At 66.2% G+C, this 17,796-nt stretch carries 18 protein-coding genes and 2 tRNA genes; 17 read left to right on the forward strand and 3 right to left on the reverse strand.

Translation table 11 applies throughout. The features are described 5' to 3' along the window. Nucleotides 1–51: 51 nt before the first annotated feature. The 6 genes from VFA08_02595 to rpoD all read left to right on the forward strand — a co-directional run bounded on the left by VFA08_02595 (nucleotide 52) and on the right by rpoD (nucleotide 5,822). On the forward strand, nucleotides 52–525 hold the full coding sequence (locus tag VFA08_02595) for a hypothetical protein (protein HYZ12478.1): 474 nt from the start codon (nucleotides 52–54) through the stop codon (nucleotides 523–525). Continuing rightward, on the forward strand, nucleotides 522–950 hold the full coding sequence (locus VFA08_02600; GenBank protein HYZ12479.1) for a hypothetical protein: 429 nt from the start codon (nucleotides 522–524) through the stop codon (nucleotides 948–950). The genes VFA08_02595 and VFA08_02600 overlap by 4 nt, the downstream gene beginning before the upstream one ends. Before the next feature lie 33 nt (nucleotides 951–983). Next, nucleotides 984–1,592: a YdcF family protein gene (locus VFA08_02605; protein ID HYZ12480.1), complete on the forward strand. Its 609-nt coding sequence runs from the start codon at nucleotides 984–986 to the stop codon at nucleotides 1,590–1,592. Nucleotides 1,593–1,647: 55 nt separating this feature from the next. Next, nucleotides 1,648–2,649, forward strand: a complete 1,002-nt coding sequence (locus tag VFA08_02610; protein HYZ12481.1) for a deoxyguanosinetriphosphate triphosphohydrolase — start codon at nucleotides 1,648–1,650, stop codon at nucleotides 2,647–2,649. Nucleotides 2,650–2,672: 23 nt separating this feature from the next. Then, complete coding sequence (dnaG, locus tag VFA08_02615; protein HYZ12482.1) at nucleotides 2,673–4,448, forward strand: DNA primase; 1,776 nt, start codon at nucleotides 2,673–2,675, stop codon at nucleotides 4,446–4,448. 69 nt (nucleotides 4,449–4,517) lie between these two features. Next, nucleotides 4,518–5,822 (forward strand): RNA polymerase sigma factor RpoD, encoded by a 1,305-nt coding sequence (gene rpoD / locus VFA08_02620; GenBank protein HYZ12483.1) that lies wholly within the window; start codon nucleotides 4,518–4,520, stop codon nucleotides 5,820–5,822. A gap of 46 nt (nucleotides 5,823–5,868) precedes the next feature. On the opposite strand, the gene VFA08_02625 is transcribed toward rpoD, so the two are convergent. Further along, complete coding sequence (locus VFA08_02625; protein HYZ12484.1) at nucleotides 5,869–6,117, reverse strand: hypothetical protein; 249 nt, start codon at nucleotides 6,115–6,117, stop codon at nucleotides 5,869–5,871. A 62-nt stretch (nucleotides 6,118–6,179) separates the two neighbouring features. Here VFA08_02625 and VFA08_02630 point away from each other — a divergent pair. From VFA08_02630 to VFA08_02655, 6 genes are all read left to right on the forward strand, one after another. Further along, nucleotides 6,180–6,252, forward strand: a tRNA-Asn gene (locus tag VFA08_02630). A 199-nt stretch (nucleotides 6,253–6,451) separates the two neighbouring features. Then, a complete protein-coding gene (locus VFA08_02635) occupies nucleotides 6,452–6,946 on the forward strand; it encodes a hypothetical protein (GenBank protein ID HYZ12485.1) in 495 nt (164 codons plus the stop codon). 165 nt (nucleotides 6,947–7,111) lie between these two features. Continuing rightward, nucleotides 7,112–8,350, forward strand: a complete 1,239-nt coding sequence (locus VFA08_02640) for a hypothetical protein (protein HYZ12486.1) — start codon at nucleotides 7,112–7,114, stop codon at nucleotides 8,348–8,350. A 60-nt stretch (nucleotides 8,351–8,410) separates the two neighbouring features. Further along, nucleotides 8,411–9,655 (forward strand): adenylate/guanylate cyclase domain-containing protein, encoded by a 1,245-nt coding sequence (locus tag VFA08_02645; GenBank protein HYZ12487.1) that lies wholly within the window; start codon nucleotides 8,411–8,413, stop codon nucleotides 9,653–9,655. A gap of 1 nt (nucleotide 9,656) precedes the next feature. Beyond that, a tRNA-Ile gene (locus VFA08_02650) sits at nucleotides 9,657–9,730 on the forward strand. 231 nt (nucleotides 9,731–9,961) lie between these two features. Beyond that, the gene (locus VFA08_02655; GenBank protein HYZ12488.1) at nucleotides 9,962–11,557 is read left to right on the forward strand and encodes an ABC-F family ATP-binding cassette domain-containing protein; all 1,596 of its coding nucleotides are present in this window, start codon (nucleotides 9,962–9,964) and stop codon (nucleotides 11,555–11,557) included. Nucleotides 11,558–11,628: 71 nt separating this feature from the next. Here the strand turns inward: VFA08_02655 and VFA08_02660 are convergent, their stop codons facing one another. Beyond that, nucleotides 11,629–13,635, reverse strand: a complete 2,007-nt coding sequence (locus VFA08_02660; protein HYZ12489.1) for a GAF domain-containing sensor histidine kinase — start codon at nucleotides 13,633–13,635, stop codon at nucleotides 11,629–11,631. A gap of 287 nt (nucleotides 13,636–13,922) precedes the next feature. Between VFA08_02660 and VFA08_02665 the strand changes: the two genes are divergently transcribed. From VFA08_02665 to VFA08_02675, 3 genes are all read left to right on the forward strand, one after another. Next, nucleotides 13,923–14,627 (forward strand): helix-turn-helix transcriptional regulator, encoded by a 705-nt coding sequence (locus tag VFA08_02665; protein HYZ12490.1) that lies wholly within the window; start codon nucleotides 13,923–13,925, stop codon nucleotides 14,625–14,627. A 428-nt stretch (nucleotides 14,628–15,055) separates the two neighbouring features. After that, nucleotides 15,056–15,457: a hypothetical protein gene (locus tag VFA08_02670; protein HYZ12491.1), complete on the forward strand. Its 402-nt coding sequence runs from the start codon at nucleotides 15,056–15,058 to the stop codon at nucleotides 15,455–15,457. Nucleotides 15,458–15,553: 96 nt separating this feature from the next. Continuing rightward, complete coding sequence (locus VFA08_02675) at nucleotides 15,554–15,889, forward strand: TfoX/Sxy family protein (GenBank protein ID HYZ12492.1); 336 nt, start codon at nucleotides 15,554–15,556, stop codon at nucleotides 15,887–15,889. 30 nt (nucleotides 15,890–15,919) lie between these two features. Here the strand turns inward: VFA08_02675 and VFA08_02680 are convergent, their stop codons facing one another. Continuing rightward, complete coding sequence (locus VFA08_02680) at nucleotides 15,920–16,657, reverse strand: DNA alkylation repair protein (protein HYZ12493.1); 738 nt, start codon at nucleotides 16,655–16,657, stop codon at nucleotides 15,920–15,922. A gap of 51 nt (nucleotides 16,658–16,708) precedes the next feature. Between VFA08_02680 and VFA08_02685 the strand changes: the two genes are divergently transcribed. Next, complete coding sequence (locus VFA08_02685; GenBank protein HYZ12494.1) at nucleotides 16,709–17,188, forward strand: maleylpyruvate isomerase N-terminal domain-containing protein; 480 nt, start codon at nucleotides 16,709–16,711, stop codon at nucleotides 17,186–17,188. A gap of 68 nt (nucleotides 17,189–17,256) precedes the next feature. Then, nucleotides 17,257–17,781: an ATP-binding protein gene (locus VFA08_02690; protein ID HYZ12495.1), complete on the forward strand. Its 525-nt coding sequence runs from the start codon at nucleotides 17,257–17,259 to the stop codon at nucleotides 17,779–17,781. Nucleotides 17,782–17,796 lie beyond the last annotated feature (15 nt).

The following is a 17,796-nucleotide window of genomic DNA, read 5'->3' on the forward strand; positions in this document are numbered from 1 at the left end:
GTGGGGGAGAGAACGAGGAGGTTCACGACGAGGCGAAAGGTTGCCGTCGGAGTGATCGCGGTGATCGTCGTTCCCGCCTCGCTCGCCGCGGTCGTCGCGGTCGCGAGGCCCGCCCCGCAGGTGGTCGCACCACCGGTTCCGCCCGACGTCCCGCGTGACACCGGCGCCGGCGAGCTGTTGCTCGTGGTCGTCGGCGGCGTGTATCCGTCTCGCGCCGAGGCGGACGCCGCAGCGGCATCGATGCAGTTCGGCGACGTCCAGGGGTACTACGTCGCCCCGGTCGCCCAGTTCCAGGGGTTCAAGGAAGGGGTCGGGGAGCCGGGTGACTTCGCGCTCGTCTCGGCGTTCCGGACGCAGGAGGGCGCCGACGCGTTCGTGGAGTTCGCGCAGATGCAAGGGAACCCGGCATACGTCCTTCCCGAACGCGTTCGGAGTCTCGGTGGCGTGTACGTCGGACTGGGGCAGGAGGAGAACCCGGACGGATCCGGCCCGCTCCTCGCCCCGGTGCCCGAGTCGCTTCCGTGAGACGCACGTTCGTACTCCTGCTTCTCGCAACGACGGCATGCACGGTCGGTGGGACGCAGGAACCGACGCCATCGCGAGTGGTATGCGACGTGCGCTTCGCCGCACCCTCTGGGTTCGGCTCGCTCGAGCCGCTCGAGGTGGAATACGACGATCACGTCGGCGTTCGTCTCGACTTCCGAGACGAACGCCGTCGCGAGGTCCATGTCTTCGCCGGCATCCCGGGTGAGATCGGCGAGGGTCTTCCGTCTGCGGGCTGGGTCACCCTCAACGAGGGTGGACCGAAGCGGGTGGTGGGACGCGATCAGGTTTGGGTCGTGGTGTGGGATGAGGGCGACATCTGCGATCCTCGCGCCGTCCTCGTGAATGGCCTGTCGCGCCGTGAGTTCGTCACCGCCCTCGCAGAGATGGGTCTGGCTCCGAGCTGAAGAACCGCAGCGCGTTGCTAGCATCCTCTGCGCGTGAGCGCGGTCCGCCGCCATCCGGTGTTCTTCACGATCGCCGTGGTGGCGATCGCGGCGGCGGTTCTCCTTGCCGTGACCGCCTTCGCGGTGTGGCGCGCCGCGCACTCGGACGATGCCAGTCGGGTCGACACAGTGGACGCGATCTTGGTGCTCGGCGCGGCTCACTACAACGGTGATCCCTCGCCGGTGTTCGAGGGGCGACTGCGCCACGCCGCGCTGCTGTATCGGGAAGAGCGTTCGGACCGCGTCCTCGTGCTCGGTGGGACGGCTCCTGGGGATGAGATCTCCGAGGCGGAGGCGGGACGCGATTGGCTCTTGGCGGAGGGTGTGTCGGCCGCGGCCGTCGACGCGTCGCCCGTTGGAGCGACCACGCTCGAGAGCCTTCGCGCCGCGGCGAAATGGATGCGGGACCGCGGCCTCCAGAGTGCTTTCCTCGTCTCTGATCCCTGGCACAACCTGCGGATCGAGAGGATGGCCTCGGACCTGGGGATCGTCGCGTACGCGTCGGCGACCTGGCAATCCGCGGCACGTTCCGAATGGACGCGACTCGCCGGCTACGCGCGCGAGACGTTCGCGTACCTGTACTACCGTTTGTTCGGCCGATGACTCGTTCGTGAGCGCAACGAGGAACCGTCGTTGGGGCGCGCTACCATTTCGGCCTGTGACGAGCCCGCGCGAGCGAACGGAGCAGATCGAGCGAGACACGCTGTCGGCCCGCGCGACCCTCGCTGCCACAAGCAAGGGCCGCGAAACGCCCGAGCCGCAAGACGCGCTCCGGACGTGCTTCCAGCGTGACCGCGACCGGATCGTCCACTCCAAGGCGTTCCGCCGGCTGAAGCACAAGACGCAGGTATTCCTCTCGCCCGAGGGCGATCACTACCGCGTCCGTCTCACTCATACGCTCGAGGTCAGCCAGATCGCGCGAACGGCCGCACGCGCCCTACGGCTGAACGAGGACCTCACCGAGGCGATCGCGCTAGCCCACGACCTCGGGCACACCCCGTTCGGCCACCTCGGGGAACAGGCGCTGACGCCGTTCCTCGGTGGTCCTTTCCGCCACAACGAACAGAGTCTTCGCATCGTCGACCATCTGGAGAACGAAGGCCGGGGTCTCAATCTCACGTGGGAGGTTCGCGACGGCATCGTGAACCACACATGGTCGATGCCCGAGCCGTCGACGCTCGAGGCGCAGGTCGTTCGGTTCGCCGACCGCATCGCTTACGTCAACCACGACGTCGACGACGCGATCCGCGCCGGCGTCCTCACCGAGGAAGACCTCCCGACCGAAGTGGTGGAGGTCCTCGGCCGTTCCCACGCCGAGCGGGTCAACGCGCTCGTCACGGACCTCGTCGACAACAGCGACGACCGCCCGGAGATCGGGCTGGGCACCGAGGCGTTCGTCGCGCTCGATGCGCTGCGCGACTTCATGTTCGAACGCGTCTATCTCCGCGACGACGCGCGGGCGGAACAGGAGAAGGCCGCCGGCATCGTCACCGCGCTGTTCGAGCACTACGTCGGCCACCCGAACGAGGTTCCGGAGGAGTACCATCGCGCGCCGGGGGACCTTCCGACGCGCGTGGCCGACTACATCGCCGGCATGACCGATCGGTACGCCCTCAGGACATACGAGCAGCTATTCCTTCCCCAGTCAGAGCTCCCGTGAAGCAGCCCTAGGGAAAGGAAGGCGTGGCGGGCAGGATCCGGCACGAGGACATCGAGGCAGTTCGCGAGCGGACCGACATCGTCAAGCTCGTCTCGGGATATCTAACGCTCAAGAAGTCGGGTCACGACTCGTACAGCGGACTGTGCCCGTTCCACACGGAGAAGACGCCGTCGTTCTCCGTCTCACCGGCGAAGGGCGTCTTCTACTGCTTCGGGTGCGGTCAGGGTGGCGACGGGATCAAGTTCCTCCGCGAGGTCGAGCACCTCGAGTTCGCCGAGGCCGTCGAGCGTCTGGCGAGAGAAGCCGGCGTCACGCTTCGGTACGAGGGCGACTCGCTGGCCGAGCGCCGTGCGGCCTCGCGTCGGCAGGCGCTGCACCGCGCGAACCAGGAAGCGGCCGAGCTCTACCACCGCATGCTGGTCGACGGGCGTGAAGGCGAGGACGCTCGAACATATTTGGCGGAACGGAGGATCGACCAGGAAACGGCCGCGACGTTCTTGATCGGGTACGCGCCCGGCTACTCCGACTTCTTGCTCCGCAGGCTGGCGAAGACGCTCTCGACCGAGATCCTCGTCGAGGCCGGTCTCGTGCTCGGCGAAGGGGGAGACGTTCGAGATCGGTTCCGCGGCCGGATCACGTTCCCGGTGCACGACCTGTCCGGCCGAGCCGTCGGGATCGGAGCGCGGTCGATGCCCGGACGCGAGGACGGACCGAAGTACCTGAACTCTCCGGAGACGCCGATCTACCGGAAGGGCGAGGTCCTGTACAACCTGCACCGAGCGAAGGGCGGTATCGCGCGGACCGGCGACATCCACGTCGTCGAGGGGTACACCGACGTGATCGCCATGGCCCAGGCCGGGATCGAGACCGCGGTGGCGACGTGTGGCACGGCGCTCGGTGAGGGGCACTTCCGCCTCGCGTCGCGGTTCGCCGAACGCATGGTGCTGGCGTTCGACTCCGACGAGGCCGGCGCGCGCGCCGCCGAGCGCGCGTTCCAGTTCCTCGAGTCATACCCAGTCCGCGCCGTCGTGCTGATCCTGCCCGAGGGCAAGGACCCGGCGGACGTCGTTCGCACCGAGGGTGCTGAGGCGCTCCTTTCGATGACCAAGGAGGCCGTCCCGCTCGTCGAGTACATGCTCCGGCGCACCGTCGCGCGGCATGACCTCTCCACTGTCGAGGGGCAGAGCGCGGCCGTCGCCGCCGCGCTCCCAATGCTCGAGCACCTTCGCGACCCGATCCGCCAGAGCGAGTACGGGCACCTGCTCGCCGAGCTCGCCGGCGTGAGCGATTCATCGGTCTCGATCGCGCTCGACCGAAGACTCGGGGGGCGGCCCGTCGAGGTCCGTCAGGCCGTGAAGCGCTCATCCGCGCAGGAACGCGTCGAGCGAGAGATGCTCCGCCTGCTCGCACGCGGTGGCGAGCCCGTCACCGACATCGTGGACAGATTGGAGCCGATTCATTTCCAGATGGCGCGCAACCGCGAGCTCTTCGCGTTGGTGCACGCGGCGGACGGCGACGTTCGTGGCTACGCCGCGCGTTCGGACAACGACAAGGCCGTGGCCGCGCTCTCCGCGCTCGCCGTCGAGCCGACCGAGAGCGAACCGACGCGTGGTTACGCCGAAGACGTGTGGGCGAGACTGCAGGAATTCGCGCTCAAACGACGCAGCACCGAGGTCAGATCGCAGCTGCAGAAGCTCAATCCGCAGTCCGATCCGCGATACGACGAGCTGTTCCAGCAACTGATCGCGCTCGACGGCGAGTTGCGCCGGCTCCGCGGCCGAGCCCATTCGATCGGTTGACGGTCGTGGGCACGCGGGTTATCGCCTCGTACACTCTCGACATTCCACTCCCCGTAAGGACTTGAGCGCGTGACGGAAGTGGCCCGCGATCTGGGCTTGGAAGAAGCAAAGGAAGCCATAGCCGCTCGAGGCCGAGAGCGCGGATTCGTCACATCTGACGACGTCCTCGAAGCGGTTCCGGTCGACGACTTCACCCCCGAACAGGTCGAGGAGTTCCTGACGCAGGTCGAGGAACACCTCCGCGGCGAGGGCATCGAGGTCATCGAGATCCCCGGCGACGACGTCGACGCGTCCGCACAGCGCCAGATCGACGTCGATCTGCTGAAGGCGCCGACGAACGATCCGGTCCGGATGTACCTGAAGGAGATCGGGAAGGTTCCGCTCCTGACGGCGGCGCAGGAGATCGACCTTGCGCGCCGGATCGAGACGGGGGAGTTCGCCACCGAGCTCCGCCAGCTCGTCGACGAGGACGGCCGCGTCGACCAGAAGCGCCTTCGTCGCGTCGCCGAGTCCGTCGTGGCGATCCGCGACCACCAGATCGACAAGTTCGGCAAGGTCGAGGGGATCGGCCGAGACAAGGTCTCCCGTTCGTACCGGCCGAAGACGCACGAAGAGCTGAACGACTTCCTTCGCCGAGTCGAGCGCGACGGTCAGCTCGCCAAGCGCAAGCTGATCGAGGCCAACCTCCGGCTCGTCGTGTCGATCGCCAAGCGATACGTCGGACGAGGGATGCTCTTCCTCGACCTGATCCAAGAGGGCAACCTCGGTCTGATTCGCGCCGTCGAGAAGTTCGACTACGCCAAGGGGTTCAAGTTCTCCACGTACGCGACGTGGTGGATCCGTCAGGCCATCACGCGGGCGATCGCCGACCAGGCGCGCACGATCCGCATTCCCGTCCACATGGTCGAGACGATCAACAAGCTCGTGCGCATCCAGCGTCAGCTGCTTCAGGACCTCGGCCGTGAGCCTGCGCCCGAGGAGATCGGTCGACAGATGGGCATCGCCGCCGAGAAGGTCCGGGAGATCCTCAAGGTGTCGCAGGAGCCTGTGTCACTCGAGACGCCGATCGGGGAGGAAGAGGACTCACACCTCGGCGACTTCATCGAGGACTCGGATGCCGTCGTGCCCGTCGATGCGGCGAGCTTCATCCTCCTGCAAGAGCAGCTCGAGGCCGTGTTGCACACGCTCTCCGAGCGGGAGAAGAAGGTCATCCAGCTGCGGTTCGGGCTCATCGACGGACACCCTCGGACGCTCGAGGAGGTCGGACGGGAGTTCGGCGTCACGCGCGAGCGCATCCGGCAGATCGAGTCGAAGACGCTGTCGAAGCTTCGTCACCCCAGCCGCTCGCAGAAGCTCCGCGATTACCTCGAGTAGTCACGCGAGAACGAGCGGAATCAGGGAAGCGCTACCGAACGCGCTCCTAGTTCATCGACAGGTCGTCGACGTCCGCGACGAGTCGCCGCTGGATCGTCGCGCGGGCGCGCTGGATCGCCTCGACCCCTTTCCAGCTCGCGCGCTCGGCGAGGTCGACGAAACGAACCGCCGACGGGTGACGCGACATCGCCGCGCGAACGCCCGACGGGCGTTCCTCCACATCACGCTTCGTCATCTCGCGGCCGATCAGGTACCCGATCACGCCGCCTACGACCATCCCGGCCTTGAATCGCACATTCGGAGCCTAGTCGATCGGCGGGCGCGCCGGGGCCGGTTGGTAGACTTCTGTCGATTCGTTCCGGGGTAGCTCAATTGGCAGAGCGGCGGACTGTTAATCCGTAGGTTGTGGGTTCAAGTCCCACCCCCGGAGCTTCACAAACGTCGAAGTAGTCCATGCTGTATCCCGACTAGGACGCCGCCGCAGATGCTGTTGCCAAGGCAGAGAAGCTGTTCGGATGGCGGTTGACAACTCCCCCGAGGCAGAGGCCACGGACGGTCCAAGGTCTCCAGGCCGAGCTCCGACTCCGGTATGGTCCGGGGTACCGTCCGTTTGTAAAGGGAGACGGGGCATGAAGAGATTCCTCCTCGTCATCGCTCTCGCGTTGGGGTGGCTGGCCTCAAACGCCCTGCCTGCCATCGCGGACGAGCACGTGGCTAAGCCGTCCAACTGGTCGCACGAGGGGACCACGGTCTACACCACGACTGCGATCAACCAGCACAACCAGTTCGGCGATCTACAGGGAATCCTGAAGTTCCGCCAGCGCTCGCCGAACACCGGTGACTTCGACATTGAGATCGACTATGTCCGACTGTATCGGGCGCTGCCTCATCGGGCTGGCCTCCTGGTTGGAGGGAACAACATCGAGAAGAACCTGCTCGTCACCGAGACCTGGACGTATGTGAACAGTGGATGGCAGCGGTGCGGTCCGGACCTTCCGATCGGCCGCTACTACGCCGTCTCCCGCTTCCAGATCATCCATAAGCACAACGTCGGTGCCTACGACTTCTCCGGTTGGAGGGTCGTGCGCACGGCCAGCTGGCATTACGACGGGCGCTGCTTCTGAATCGCGCCTGCAGCGCAAAGAGAAGCCCCCGGGCGTGCTCCGCTCTAGCAACTTCCCAATCGGGTCAGCGTTCTACTGAGTGTGAGGAGAGCTCTTCCGTTCTTGGTCGTATGGCTGTTGGCCTCTCAGCTCTTAGCTGTCCCGGCGGCGCGCTCCCAAACTGCTGTGACCGGACGGATCGATCAGGACACGACCTGGGCCGTGGGCGGCTCTCCGTTCGTTCTCATTGGACAGGTCGTAGTTGCCGCCGATGTCACACTCACGATCGATCCCGGAGTGCAGGTCCGTGGGACTGTGGGATCGTCCCTTCTCGTCAACGGGGCACTGCGAGCCGTCGGCATACAGGAGCAGCGAATCATCTTCACCAGCGATTCTGGACAGCAAGATTGGAACGGAATCCACTTGACTTCGACAAAGTCGAGCCATGGCTCTAGTGAGCTCCGCTTCGTCACGATCGAGACGGCGACGCGAGGGATCAAATGGGACGTGACCCATTCGGGGACGGAGTTCGCGGACAACGAGCTCGACGGCAATCAGGTAGCACTGGTCTTCGACAACCCGATTGACGGGACGGTGGTTCAGCGGAGCGTCTTTACGAACAACCACATAGCGGTAACTGGTAAGACGCGAAACTTCGTCGGGATCTACGAAAGTGACTTCTGGAACAACGAGATCAACCTGCTTCCGCGGCCGGAGAGTCCATACGACTGCGGGCAAGATGACGGCGTGTGGGACATCCACAGGAACGACATCCTCCGGGGGCCGGTGAACTCCGAGTACTTCTCCAAGGACATCCAGACGCCATCGGGCAGCGGTGTCAGCGAGTACAAGGTGTTGGCAACGGATAACTGGTGGGGAACCACAGACGACGCGTCCATCAGGGCACGGACCCAGAAGAACTTCGAATGCTGCCCCCTGCCCGTGGAGAAGGAGGTTCAATGGGAACCGTTCTCCAGCGCGCCCCATACTGCGTGGGGGCCCATCGGTGAGGTTCCGGATCCACCCTCGGAGCCTTTGATCCACGGCGACCCTTCCACAATCACAACGATCGAGCGGCCGCGTCACAGCAGGTGCATCGATCTGGAAGAGCTGCGCCGGATCCGAGGTGGATCAAGTGGGGTGTTCGGCGAGGTTGAACGAGTGAGGCTCGCGCTCATGCGACGCGCGGGTGCGTGCCGGTGGTGGCATCCCAACGAAGGTCGGTTCCTGCAAGGAGATTGCTCGCAACCGAACTGGTTCCGCCCGTCCCGGCAGGAGAAGACGGCGGGCAGCCTGGAGTGGTCGTACAGCTTGCCGAAAACCCTCCGAGCCGGCCGCTACGTTGCTTTGGCGACTGGCGGCGCGGAATCTATCCAAGCTGCCCGCAACAGCAACGCTTTCCGCTTGGTCGATCGCCCCACCTGACCGCGACCGCCTGAACCCGTCGGCGTCAGTCGTCCATGATGCTCGTACATGGAGATGCCTGTGGAGCTCAAGATCGAGGACGTCGCGGCGCGAGCGGGGGCGGACGTCCGGTACGTCCGCAGGCTCATCGACCTCGGCGCGATCGGGCCTGAACGCGATGGCTTCAGCGAACGCGACGCGCACGTCGTGGCCTTGCTCCAGGTGTGGGAGCGGGCCGGGCTCCCGGCGGAGTCGATCCTCTCCGCGGTCGAATCCGGGGAGTTGTCGCTCGACTTCTTGGAGACGCCAGGGTGGGATCTGCCGGCGCCGCTGGACCGCACGTACCGGCAGCTCGCCCAGGAGCGAGGCGTCCCGGTCGATCTCCTACTGGCGATTCATGGATCGATCGGGTTCGCTCCTCCCGATCCGGATGAATGGGCTCGACCCGACGACGCCTTGATGGCGGATCTCGCCCGGATCGCCCTCGAGATCGGCGGGTCGGAGGACTCGGTCCGGCGTCTCTTCCGTGTCTATGCAGACAACCTGCGCAGGCTTGTCATCGCCGAGGCCGATCTCTACGTGGAGCAGATCGAGGAACCGAGGCGGCGAGCAGGAGCAACCTCGCCGGAGCTGATGCGTGGCGGCGCCGAGGTTGGCCAGCGCATCGCCGCGTTGGTCAAAGACACGATCGGAGCGATCTACGAGCGGCACCGTCAGCACATCTGGGCACAACACTCGGTCGAGACGGCCGAGGGCGTCCTCGAGCGCGCCGGCCTGACTGATCGGGCAGAGCGGGTACCCACGATCTGCTTCGTCGATCTCACGGGCTACACGCGCCTGACCGAAGAGCACGGTGATGAGACGGCGGCCCGGCTCGCCTCTCGGCTGAACGCACTCGTCGACGGGGTCGCGCTCAGGCACGGGGGGAGGCCGGTGCGGTGGTTGGGTGACGGAGGCATGTTCTTGTTCCCCGAAGCAACGGCTGCGGTTCGGGCGGCGCTCGAGATGACCGAAGGCGCTCCGGCGGCCGGACTTCCGCCCACACATATCGGGATCCATTCGGGGCCGGTGGTCTTCCAGGACGGTGATGTCTACGGTCGGACCGTGAACGTGGCCTCGCGCATCGCCGACCTCGCTCAGGCGGGCGACGTGCTCACGACGGAGGAAACGATGCAACAGGCGAAGGGGGCCGAGGTCGGCTGGGTCCGAATCGGACCTACCGAGCTGCAAGGGGTTGGGAAGCCCGTGATCCTCTATCGGGCGGTCGCTTCGACGTCAACAGTTCGAACGAGCCAGAGTAGGACTGTCCCCTACACTTTGTCCTGACGGGGCGGTAGCTCAGTTGGTCAGAGCAGCGGACTCATAATCCGTCGGTCGCAGGTTCAAGTCCTGCCCGCCCCACAGAGAAAGGCGTTGCCGTTCCGCGCCGATAGCTCGTCACTCGCTCGCATCCGAGCGCTACACTGCACCCCTGAGCTAGTTGACCGACCTCGGCACCACCCCCGCGCCACCCGGCGCCGGTGGAAGCACGCACAGGGAGGTCAACCGAATGGCTCACGAACCCCGCCTCGCCCGAAACCGCGAACACGCTCGCCGCGATATCTCTTTGCGCCATGTCCGACGGAGATCTCCGTGAACGTCCTGCAGGTCCGAGGGCTGGGCGTCGAGGTGGCCGGCCGGCCTATCGTCGAGGGACTGACGCTTACCCTCCGGGTCGGCGACAAGGTCGGAGTCGTCGGTCGGAACGGGGCCGGCAAGACGAGCTTGTTGAGCGTGGTCGCGGGCGAATCGACACCCGTTGCCGGGACGGTGTTCCGTCGCGGCGCCGTCGGGTACCTGCGTCAGGACCCGCGCAAGCACCGCGAGGCCGACGACCACACCGGGCTGGCGCACATACTCCAGGCGCGGGGCCTCGCGGAGATGGAGGAGCGGCTCGAGAGGCTCAGGCTCTCGCTCGAAGAGCGCCACATGGAACGCGACGTCTCGCGATTCACCAGGCTCGAGGAACGGTACCGGGCCGCCGGTGGGTACTCGGGCGAGGCGGAGGCGCTCCGGATCTCGGCGGGGCTCGGGCTGGCACATGACCGCCTGGACCTGCCAGTAGCGGCGCTGTCAGGCGGCGAACGACGCCGCCTCGAGCTCACGAGGATCCTCTTCGGAGGATCGGACCTCTTGCTCCTCGACGAGCCCACGAACCACCTGGACGTCGACGCACGGGACTGGCTGATGCGGTTCCTCGCCACCTACAGAGGTGGGCTCGTCGTTGTGAGCCACGACATCGGATTGCTCGACCGCTCGATCTCGCGGATCCTGCACCTGGACGACCACGGGATCGTCACCTACCGGGGGACGTACTCGCAGTACCGGCAGGCGCGGCGCCAGGACGAGATCAGGCTCGCGACGCTCGCCGAACGACAGCGAGCCGAGATCCACCGGCTGAAGACCCTCGCGGACTCGATGCGAGGACAGACCGCCAAGCGGGCGCGCAAGGCGAAGACACTCGACACCCGCGTGTCGCGGCTGCGATCGGACGCCATTGAGCCCCCCAAGCGCGAACGACGGTTCGCTTACCGGTTCCCAAAGCCGCCGCACAGCGGCCGGATGGTCATGGAGGCCGACCGGCTGACCAAGGGCTACGGCGGGCCGCCGGTGTTCGAGGACGTCTCGTTCGACGTCGAACGGGGCGAACGGATGCTCGTGATGGGGTTGAACGGCGCGGGGAAGACCTCACTCCTGCGCATCCTCGCCAGCGTGTCAGAGGCCGACACCGGCTCGCTCCGCGTAGGCGTCGGCGTCTCGCTCGGCTACTACGCGCAGGAGCACGAAGGGATCGTCGGCGGCCGCGACGTGCTATGGCACGTGAAGCAGGAGTCGCTCGCTGGAGACCTACAGCTTCGCGAGCTGCTAGGGATGTTCGGGCTCACGGGCGACGTGGCGTTCCAAGACGCCGGCACCTTGTCGGGCGGAGAGAAGACAAAGCTCGCGCTCGCGCAGCTGGTGGCTGGCCGGCACAACCTGATCCTGCTTGACGAGCCGACGAACAACCTCGATCCGCCGTCGCGGACCGCAATCGCCGAGGCGCTGGCGTCGTGGCAGGGCTCGATGGTGCTTGTCAGCCACGACGTGGGCTTTGTCCGTGCCTTGGAACCGCAACGGGTGCTGATGATGCCCGACGGCGAGCTCGCCTTCTGGAGCGACGACCTGCTCGAGCTCGTTGCGCTTGCCTGAACCCGCCCCGCTCTCGCAACCGGAGCGGCCGACGAATCGCTCGCGCCAGCGTCGCCGCTTGCTGGTTTGAACTACGACTCGCTGACCCCGGCACGGGCCAAGCGGTGCTGGGGAGCTCTTCGATGTCCGTTGGCGCCGTCGGCCGCATCGACGTCTCTTGCTGGAAGCCACAGACAGAAGACCGAACCCGAGTCGTCTGATTGATCCAGCCACACGCGGCCGCCGAGGGACTCCGCCGTCCGCCGCGAGATGTGCAGGCCGAGCCCCATCCCGCCGTTGGATCGCGTCAGCCCGTGGTCCACTTGGTAGAAGCGGTCGAAGATGCGCTCGCGCTCGGACACGGGAATTCCCTCGCCGCGATCTCGGAACGACACTCGTACACCGTCTCCCTCGGTCTCCGCCGATACGGTGACCGGCGTATCTGCCGGCGAGTACCTGAGCGCGTTGTCGAGGAGGTTCGAGACGATGCGCCGCACGTCCTCCTCATTGGACCATACCGGCGGCACGGAAGGGGGAAATTGCAGAACGATCCGGCCGGACGGAAGGTCGTCGACTCGATCCGCGACCATGCGTCCAACGAGTCCGGCAAGCCCGACGGGAGCCAACCGGTCGGTAGGTATCGGCGTTTCGACCCGAGACGTGAACAGGAGATCCTCGACGAGCGAGCGAAGTCGCTCGCCGGCCCGATCCGCGGCAGACAGGAATTCCACACGCTCGTTCTCGGACATTCCATCGCGGGCGCCGAGCATGGTCTTGACGTACCCCTGAATGCTCGTCAGCGGGCTGCGAAGCTCATGCGAGATCGTTGCCAACAGGTCGTCCATGAGCTTGTTCGTCTCGGTCTCACGGGCGAGCGCCTCCTCCAGCTGTTGCGTGAGACGCGCGTTCCGAATCGTGATGGCGACGTGCTTCGCGAGCGATTCGAGTAGCTGGAGATCTTCGCTGTCGAAGGTGGAGAAATCACTGCCGCGGTTTGCGACCGTCAGGATGCCAACGGGGCCGTCTTCTCCTCTCACGGGGACAACGATGGCGTCAACGATGCCGAGCGAACTGAAGTGCTCGGCCAGCTGAGCGTTGCGGATTGGCCGAGCGAGCAGGACGCCTTCGTCCTCGGCGGCGACGCGGGCCCAGACTCCCTGCTTGGGATCGAGGTCCACGGGGGTAAGTATTGCGACCTGTTCGCCGGGCCCGACGCGGGATGCAACCTGATCCATCCCCGCGTCGTCCAGCAGGACTAGCTCGGCGAAATTCGCCCGAAACGTCTCGCGTAGGTGCTGGAGCAGCATCGGCAGCATCTCGTCGAGGTGCAGCGATCCCTGCGCGATCTGAGTAGCTCGCTGCAATAGAAGGACATCGTCTCGCTCCCGTTGCGCCGTGAGGTATGCGCGACCTGCGAGGAACGCCGCCGCCGCCGGTATCGCGACCACGAGGAGGCCGGGCGGGTAATAGAGCAACACCATGGCTGCGACCAGGCCCAGGCCCGTCTTCGCGAACGTGAGCGCGGTTCCGATGCCGAGAACATGCTCGAACCGCATCCTTCCGCCCTCGGACAGGGCTGTCGCCGCGTTCGCCAGGATTCCGGCGGCGACGTTCGCCACCGTGGTCGCGGTGGCGACGGCAAGCCACACGGCGGGCCAAGCGGACCCCACGCCGTGGATGATCGGCACGAACACGAAGACCGCGATAAGCGTTGTCGCCGCTCGCTGAGCCACGCTGAAGGCAGCGGTGAGAGGCGTCTGACGCCGGTACAGGGCGAGCGCAGCGCCGACGCCGATCGCCTGCGCAAGCACGATCGTCGCGGGCGGCGAGAAGACGATGCCCACGACCAGTGGCACCTCGGACAGGGTGAGAGGGCGCGCGTCTCGGCCGATCTTGACGTCCAGGACGAACACTTCTGCGACGGCGAAGCCGAGTGCGAGCATCCACCAGGTCACCTGGACGCCCTCGAGCGGCGGAGTCACCGATCGCGTGGCCGTCAGCAGGACAACCGAGGAGGCGGCCGCAAGCGCGCCCGTGAGAAACCAGACACGGGCGGCGCCGCTGATCCGCTGGTACGACGACCTCAGGTGGGCAAGCACGTTCGCTCCCTCTCCGCTCCACCGACTCCGGTCCACGATTCTGGTTAGGGCGCGGTCGCTCTGAATCGGCCTTCGGGCTCATTCCGGTCGACCAGCGGGGGAGGCCGTTGGTCGCGACCGGCGTGCGACCACCTACGACGTCGGGGCCGGCCGGCGGATGCCGGCCTCGCCCCTCGGCAACACCTCGAGTTCGCGGATACCTTCGGGAACGAATCTATCCCTCGGTAACGCGCCGCGGTGTACCCAGGGACATTGACGGACACCTATGGTCGCCTTACCATCCGACGATGATCCAGGAGCGGACGGTCAGCCAGATCGTCGGCCAGACGGTCAGCGCTCTGCGTCAGGCGGCGGGGTTGTCCCAGGCGGAGCTCGCGTCGGCGATGCGAGAGATTGGATTTCCTTGGCAGCGACAGACCGTCGCCAGGGTCGAGCGGGGCGTTCGAACGCTGAACGTGGATGAGCTCGTCGCCCTGGCCGCGTATTTCGAGATGCCGGTTCCGGCGGTGCTCGCCCGGCCGGAGGTTCTCGGCCCCTCAGCTGTGTTCGAGGAGTGGCGACCGGTCCGCATCGGCGATCGCCTGATCGACGTTCGCGACTGGCTCAACGCCGTGTGGCAGCGAGGGCGCACGCAGAACGACCGGGCCGATACCGACACGCAGCGCGGGATCGACGCCATCGTGGGCAACCTCGAGCGGCCATGGGCGGCGTACTGGCGACGCGGTGCTGAAGCGGCGCGGGCATTTCATCGAGCATGGACCGAGCGCGACGACCGGAAGCGATCCGGCCCCATCTTCCTCGTTGATGAGGACATTGAGATCGGGACCACACGGCCACTGTGGGGTCAGCCGGTCAACATCAAGCTTGAGGCCGGTGTTCCGTACACCGCTCGAGACGAGTTCGAGGCGGAGACGATCCGCCAGTCGACCAACGCGCGGGTGGTGACCAAGCAGCGGGCGTACAGGATGCGGCGGCGGGCGGGGGAGCCGTGATGGTGGGTCGGATACCCCAGGTCTCAAACCGGCGCCCGAGGTACTCAGCAGCGGTTACCACTCGCACCGGCGTGCACGAGACCCGTTCGGGAGACGTCGTTTTCGTCGCATAGCCCTGGCGTAGGAGTTCGAGCGGCCAGCCTCCGTCTCACTCCTGACATCGCGGCGCGGGTGGAAGTCACTCCACCAGATCCAAACGTCCATGGCCTCGCGTGGCTGCCGCCGCGTCCATGGGCCCCCGCGCGGCTACCGCCACCAACGGTGGTGTCTACGTCAAAGGAAGGGGTGGAACTCGCAACCTTCGGCCGATGGCGTAGGGATGCCACGACCGCACCATCGGATGCGCAGGGGACCACCGATGTCCCTACAGAGGAGCTGTGGCCGGAGTGACGGCTGTTGAGGCCGAGGCCGCGGCAAGGAGGCGCCCGATGAAGAGGATGCTGGCGTTGCTGGTCACCGTCGGCGCGATCGTCGCGATGGTGCCCAGGCCGGCGCTCGCGACGAACTACACCATCGTGTACGGCGGCGCAGCGGACGATCGGATCGAGGGTGGGCCTGGGCCGCAAGAGATCCGCGGCAAGCAAGGCGACGACTTCCTGATCGGCGGCAAGAGCCCGGACGTCCTCCGGGGCGGAAAGGGCGACGACAACCTATGGTCGGGGCTCGGCGGCGTTCCGGACCAGGTGTACGGCGGTCCTGGAGACGACAAGCTCAACAACTTCGACAGCGGCCAGGCCGGCCAGGTGCTGGACGGCGGCCATGGGTTCGACATCTGCACCGGCGACAAACACGACACATTCGTCAGTTGCGAGGTCGTGAGATTCCGGTGACCCTTGGCGGTACCGGGCGTCGGCACGTTCGATAGGCACGGTACCCGTTCCGTTTCGGCGGCGTTCAGCGATGTCGCGGGCGTACGATTTGACTCGATGGCGTATGACGAGGCGCTCGCCGATCGGATCCGGGAACTGCTCAGCGGCGAGCGAGGCGTAGCGGAGAAGAAGATGTTCGGCGGGCTCGCCTTCCTGCTCCGCGGCAACATGGCCGTGGCCGCCAGCGGGCAGGGTGGAGTGTTGGTTCGTTGCGACCCAGACGAATCCAACTCGCTGGTCGCCAAGACGACCGCTCGACCAATGGTGATGCGTGGGCGCTCCATGGATGGTTGGCTGCGGGTCGGTGCGGACGATGTGCGCACGAAACGACAACTCGAGAGATGGGTCCGGATAGGCACCACGTACGCGCGGTCGCTCCCGCCGAAGCCGTAGACCTGCTCAACGAGCAGACTCGGACGACCATTACGAGGCCGCCTTGCGCTCGTTGTACGCCGACATCAGCGCGTTCTTCCGGGTTTCGTCGAGGTACTTGACCGCCTCGCGGATCGTGACACCGGAGGCGCGGTGCGCTCTCGGCGCCAACCATTCGTAGACCTCGTCGGGACGGCGTTTCGCGGTCTCGCGAAGCACCCAACCGATCGCCTTGCGGATGAAGAACTCCTTCTCGTCGAGCATCGCATCCGCGTATGAGGCGAACCGCCGGAAGCCGGCTCCATGCTTGAGTGGTAGGAGCTGCGCCAACAGGGCCGACCGGCGGAGCCAGAAGTCGTCGTCCGTCGCCCACGCGTCGAGCCTCGCCGCGCCCTTCGGGTTCCGCAGGATGATCTCGCCGACCACGTCGCCGCTCAGCACGTCGACGAGCGCCCACGTCTTCGACTGGCGGATGAGCCGCTCGATGAGCTCGAGATCGCCGGGCTCGAGAACGGCGACATATTCCTCGAGCAGCATCGCGGCCATCATCCGTCGCTCGAAGACGGGTTTGGCCCACAGCGCCTCGATGAGCGCAACCACGTCCTCACGCGGGAGATCTCGATGCTGCTCGGCGAAGCTCTTCATGACCGTACGGATCCCCCACACCGAAACACCGAGGAAGTCGAGGTCGCTTTTGAGGTATCGCTTCTCGCCCTCGGCGCGCTTACGTGTCCCGAGCTTGCGCAGATCCCGTTCGAGATCGTCGGCAACGGCGTGAGCGAGGGCCATCGGCGATGAATGCTAGAGCGCGCTAAACCGCGGCGTGCGACGATCGGCGCCGTGGACGAGCGCGTGCTCCGATGGGCGGTCAACGAGCCGTTGCTCGCCGAGGAGGTCCGGTTCTGGGCGCAGCTTCACGCGCTCGTCGACTCTCTTCCCGAGGACAAGATCGATCGCCCCGGCTACTTCCAAGAAGGCTGGTCTGCGAAGGACCTGGTGGCGCACGTGGGCACGTGGCTCGCCGAGGCCGCCGTGGTTCTCGAGCGGATCCGCTTCGGCACCTACCGGCGCGAGGAGATCGACATCGATGCCATGAACGCGGAGTTCTTCGAAGCGATGCATGACGTTCGTTTTACGGACATACGTGTCCAGGCAAGCGCCGCGCCCAACCAGATGCTTCGGGCGTGGGGCACGCTGGACGGCCCCTCCGAGGATGCGGACTGGTGGATTCGCAAGGCCGGTCCGGAACACTACGCCGAGCACCTGCCGCGGCTGGAGGAATGGGTGGCGGAGATCGGCCCGGACCAACGTGGCGCCTGATGGGGGGACTCGAATGGTTGCGGATGGCCGTTCATTCGGGGCAGGATGAGGGTATATCCACTTGGAGAATGTCCCTGGAATCCTTCACGACTCTCGCGCTCCCGAGGGATCTCGGCACGCCGGCACAGGGCAGGCGCCTGCTCGAGTCTGCTCTCGAGTCGTTCCCGGAATCCGTTCTCGCCGACGCGCAACTCCTTCTCACTGAAGTGCTGTCGAACGCGATCCTCCACGGCTCCGCGGGTGCCGGCGCGCGCATTGACGTGTCGGTCGAAGCGGACGAGTCCATCGTCCGGGTGACGGTTACCGACCCGAGCCCACAGTTCCCACGACCGGCGATCCATGCCCCCGATCCCCTGGCCGCATCGGGGTGGGGTTTGTATCTTCTCGAGCGCCTCGCCACGCAGTGGGGCGTCGAAGACGCGCCCGACGGCGGCTCGGCGGTGTGGTTCGAGCTCCGCGTCAGTCGATCACATCCGACGCCGCCCACCCCGCGGCGAACCGCGCCAGCTGAATCGGACAATCACTCCAGAGTCTCGCCGCCGCGATTGGTCGCACGGTCGCGATCGACTCGGCGTGCGCCGGCGCCGTTCTGATCGCGCGGGGGGCGG

It is taken from the genome of Actinomycetota bacterium (assembly GCA_035640355.1).
GTDB lineage: Bacteria > Actinomycetota > UBA4738 > UBA4738 > HRBIN12 > CALGFI01.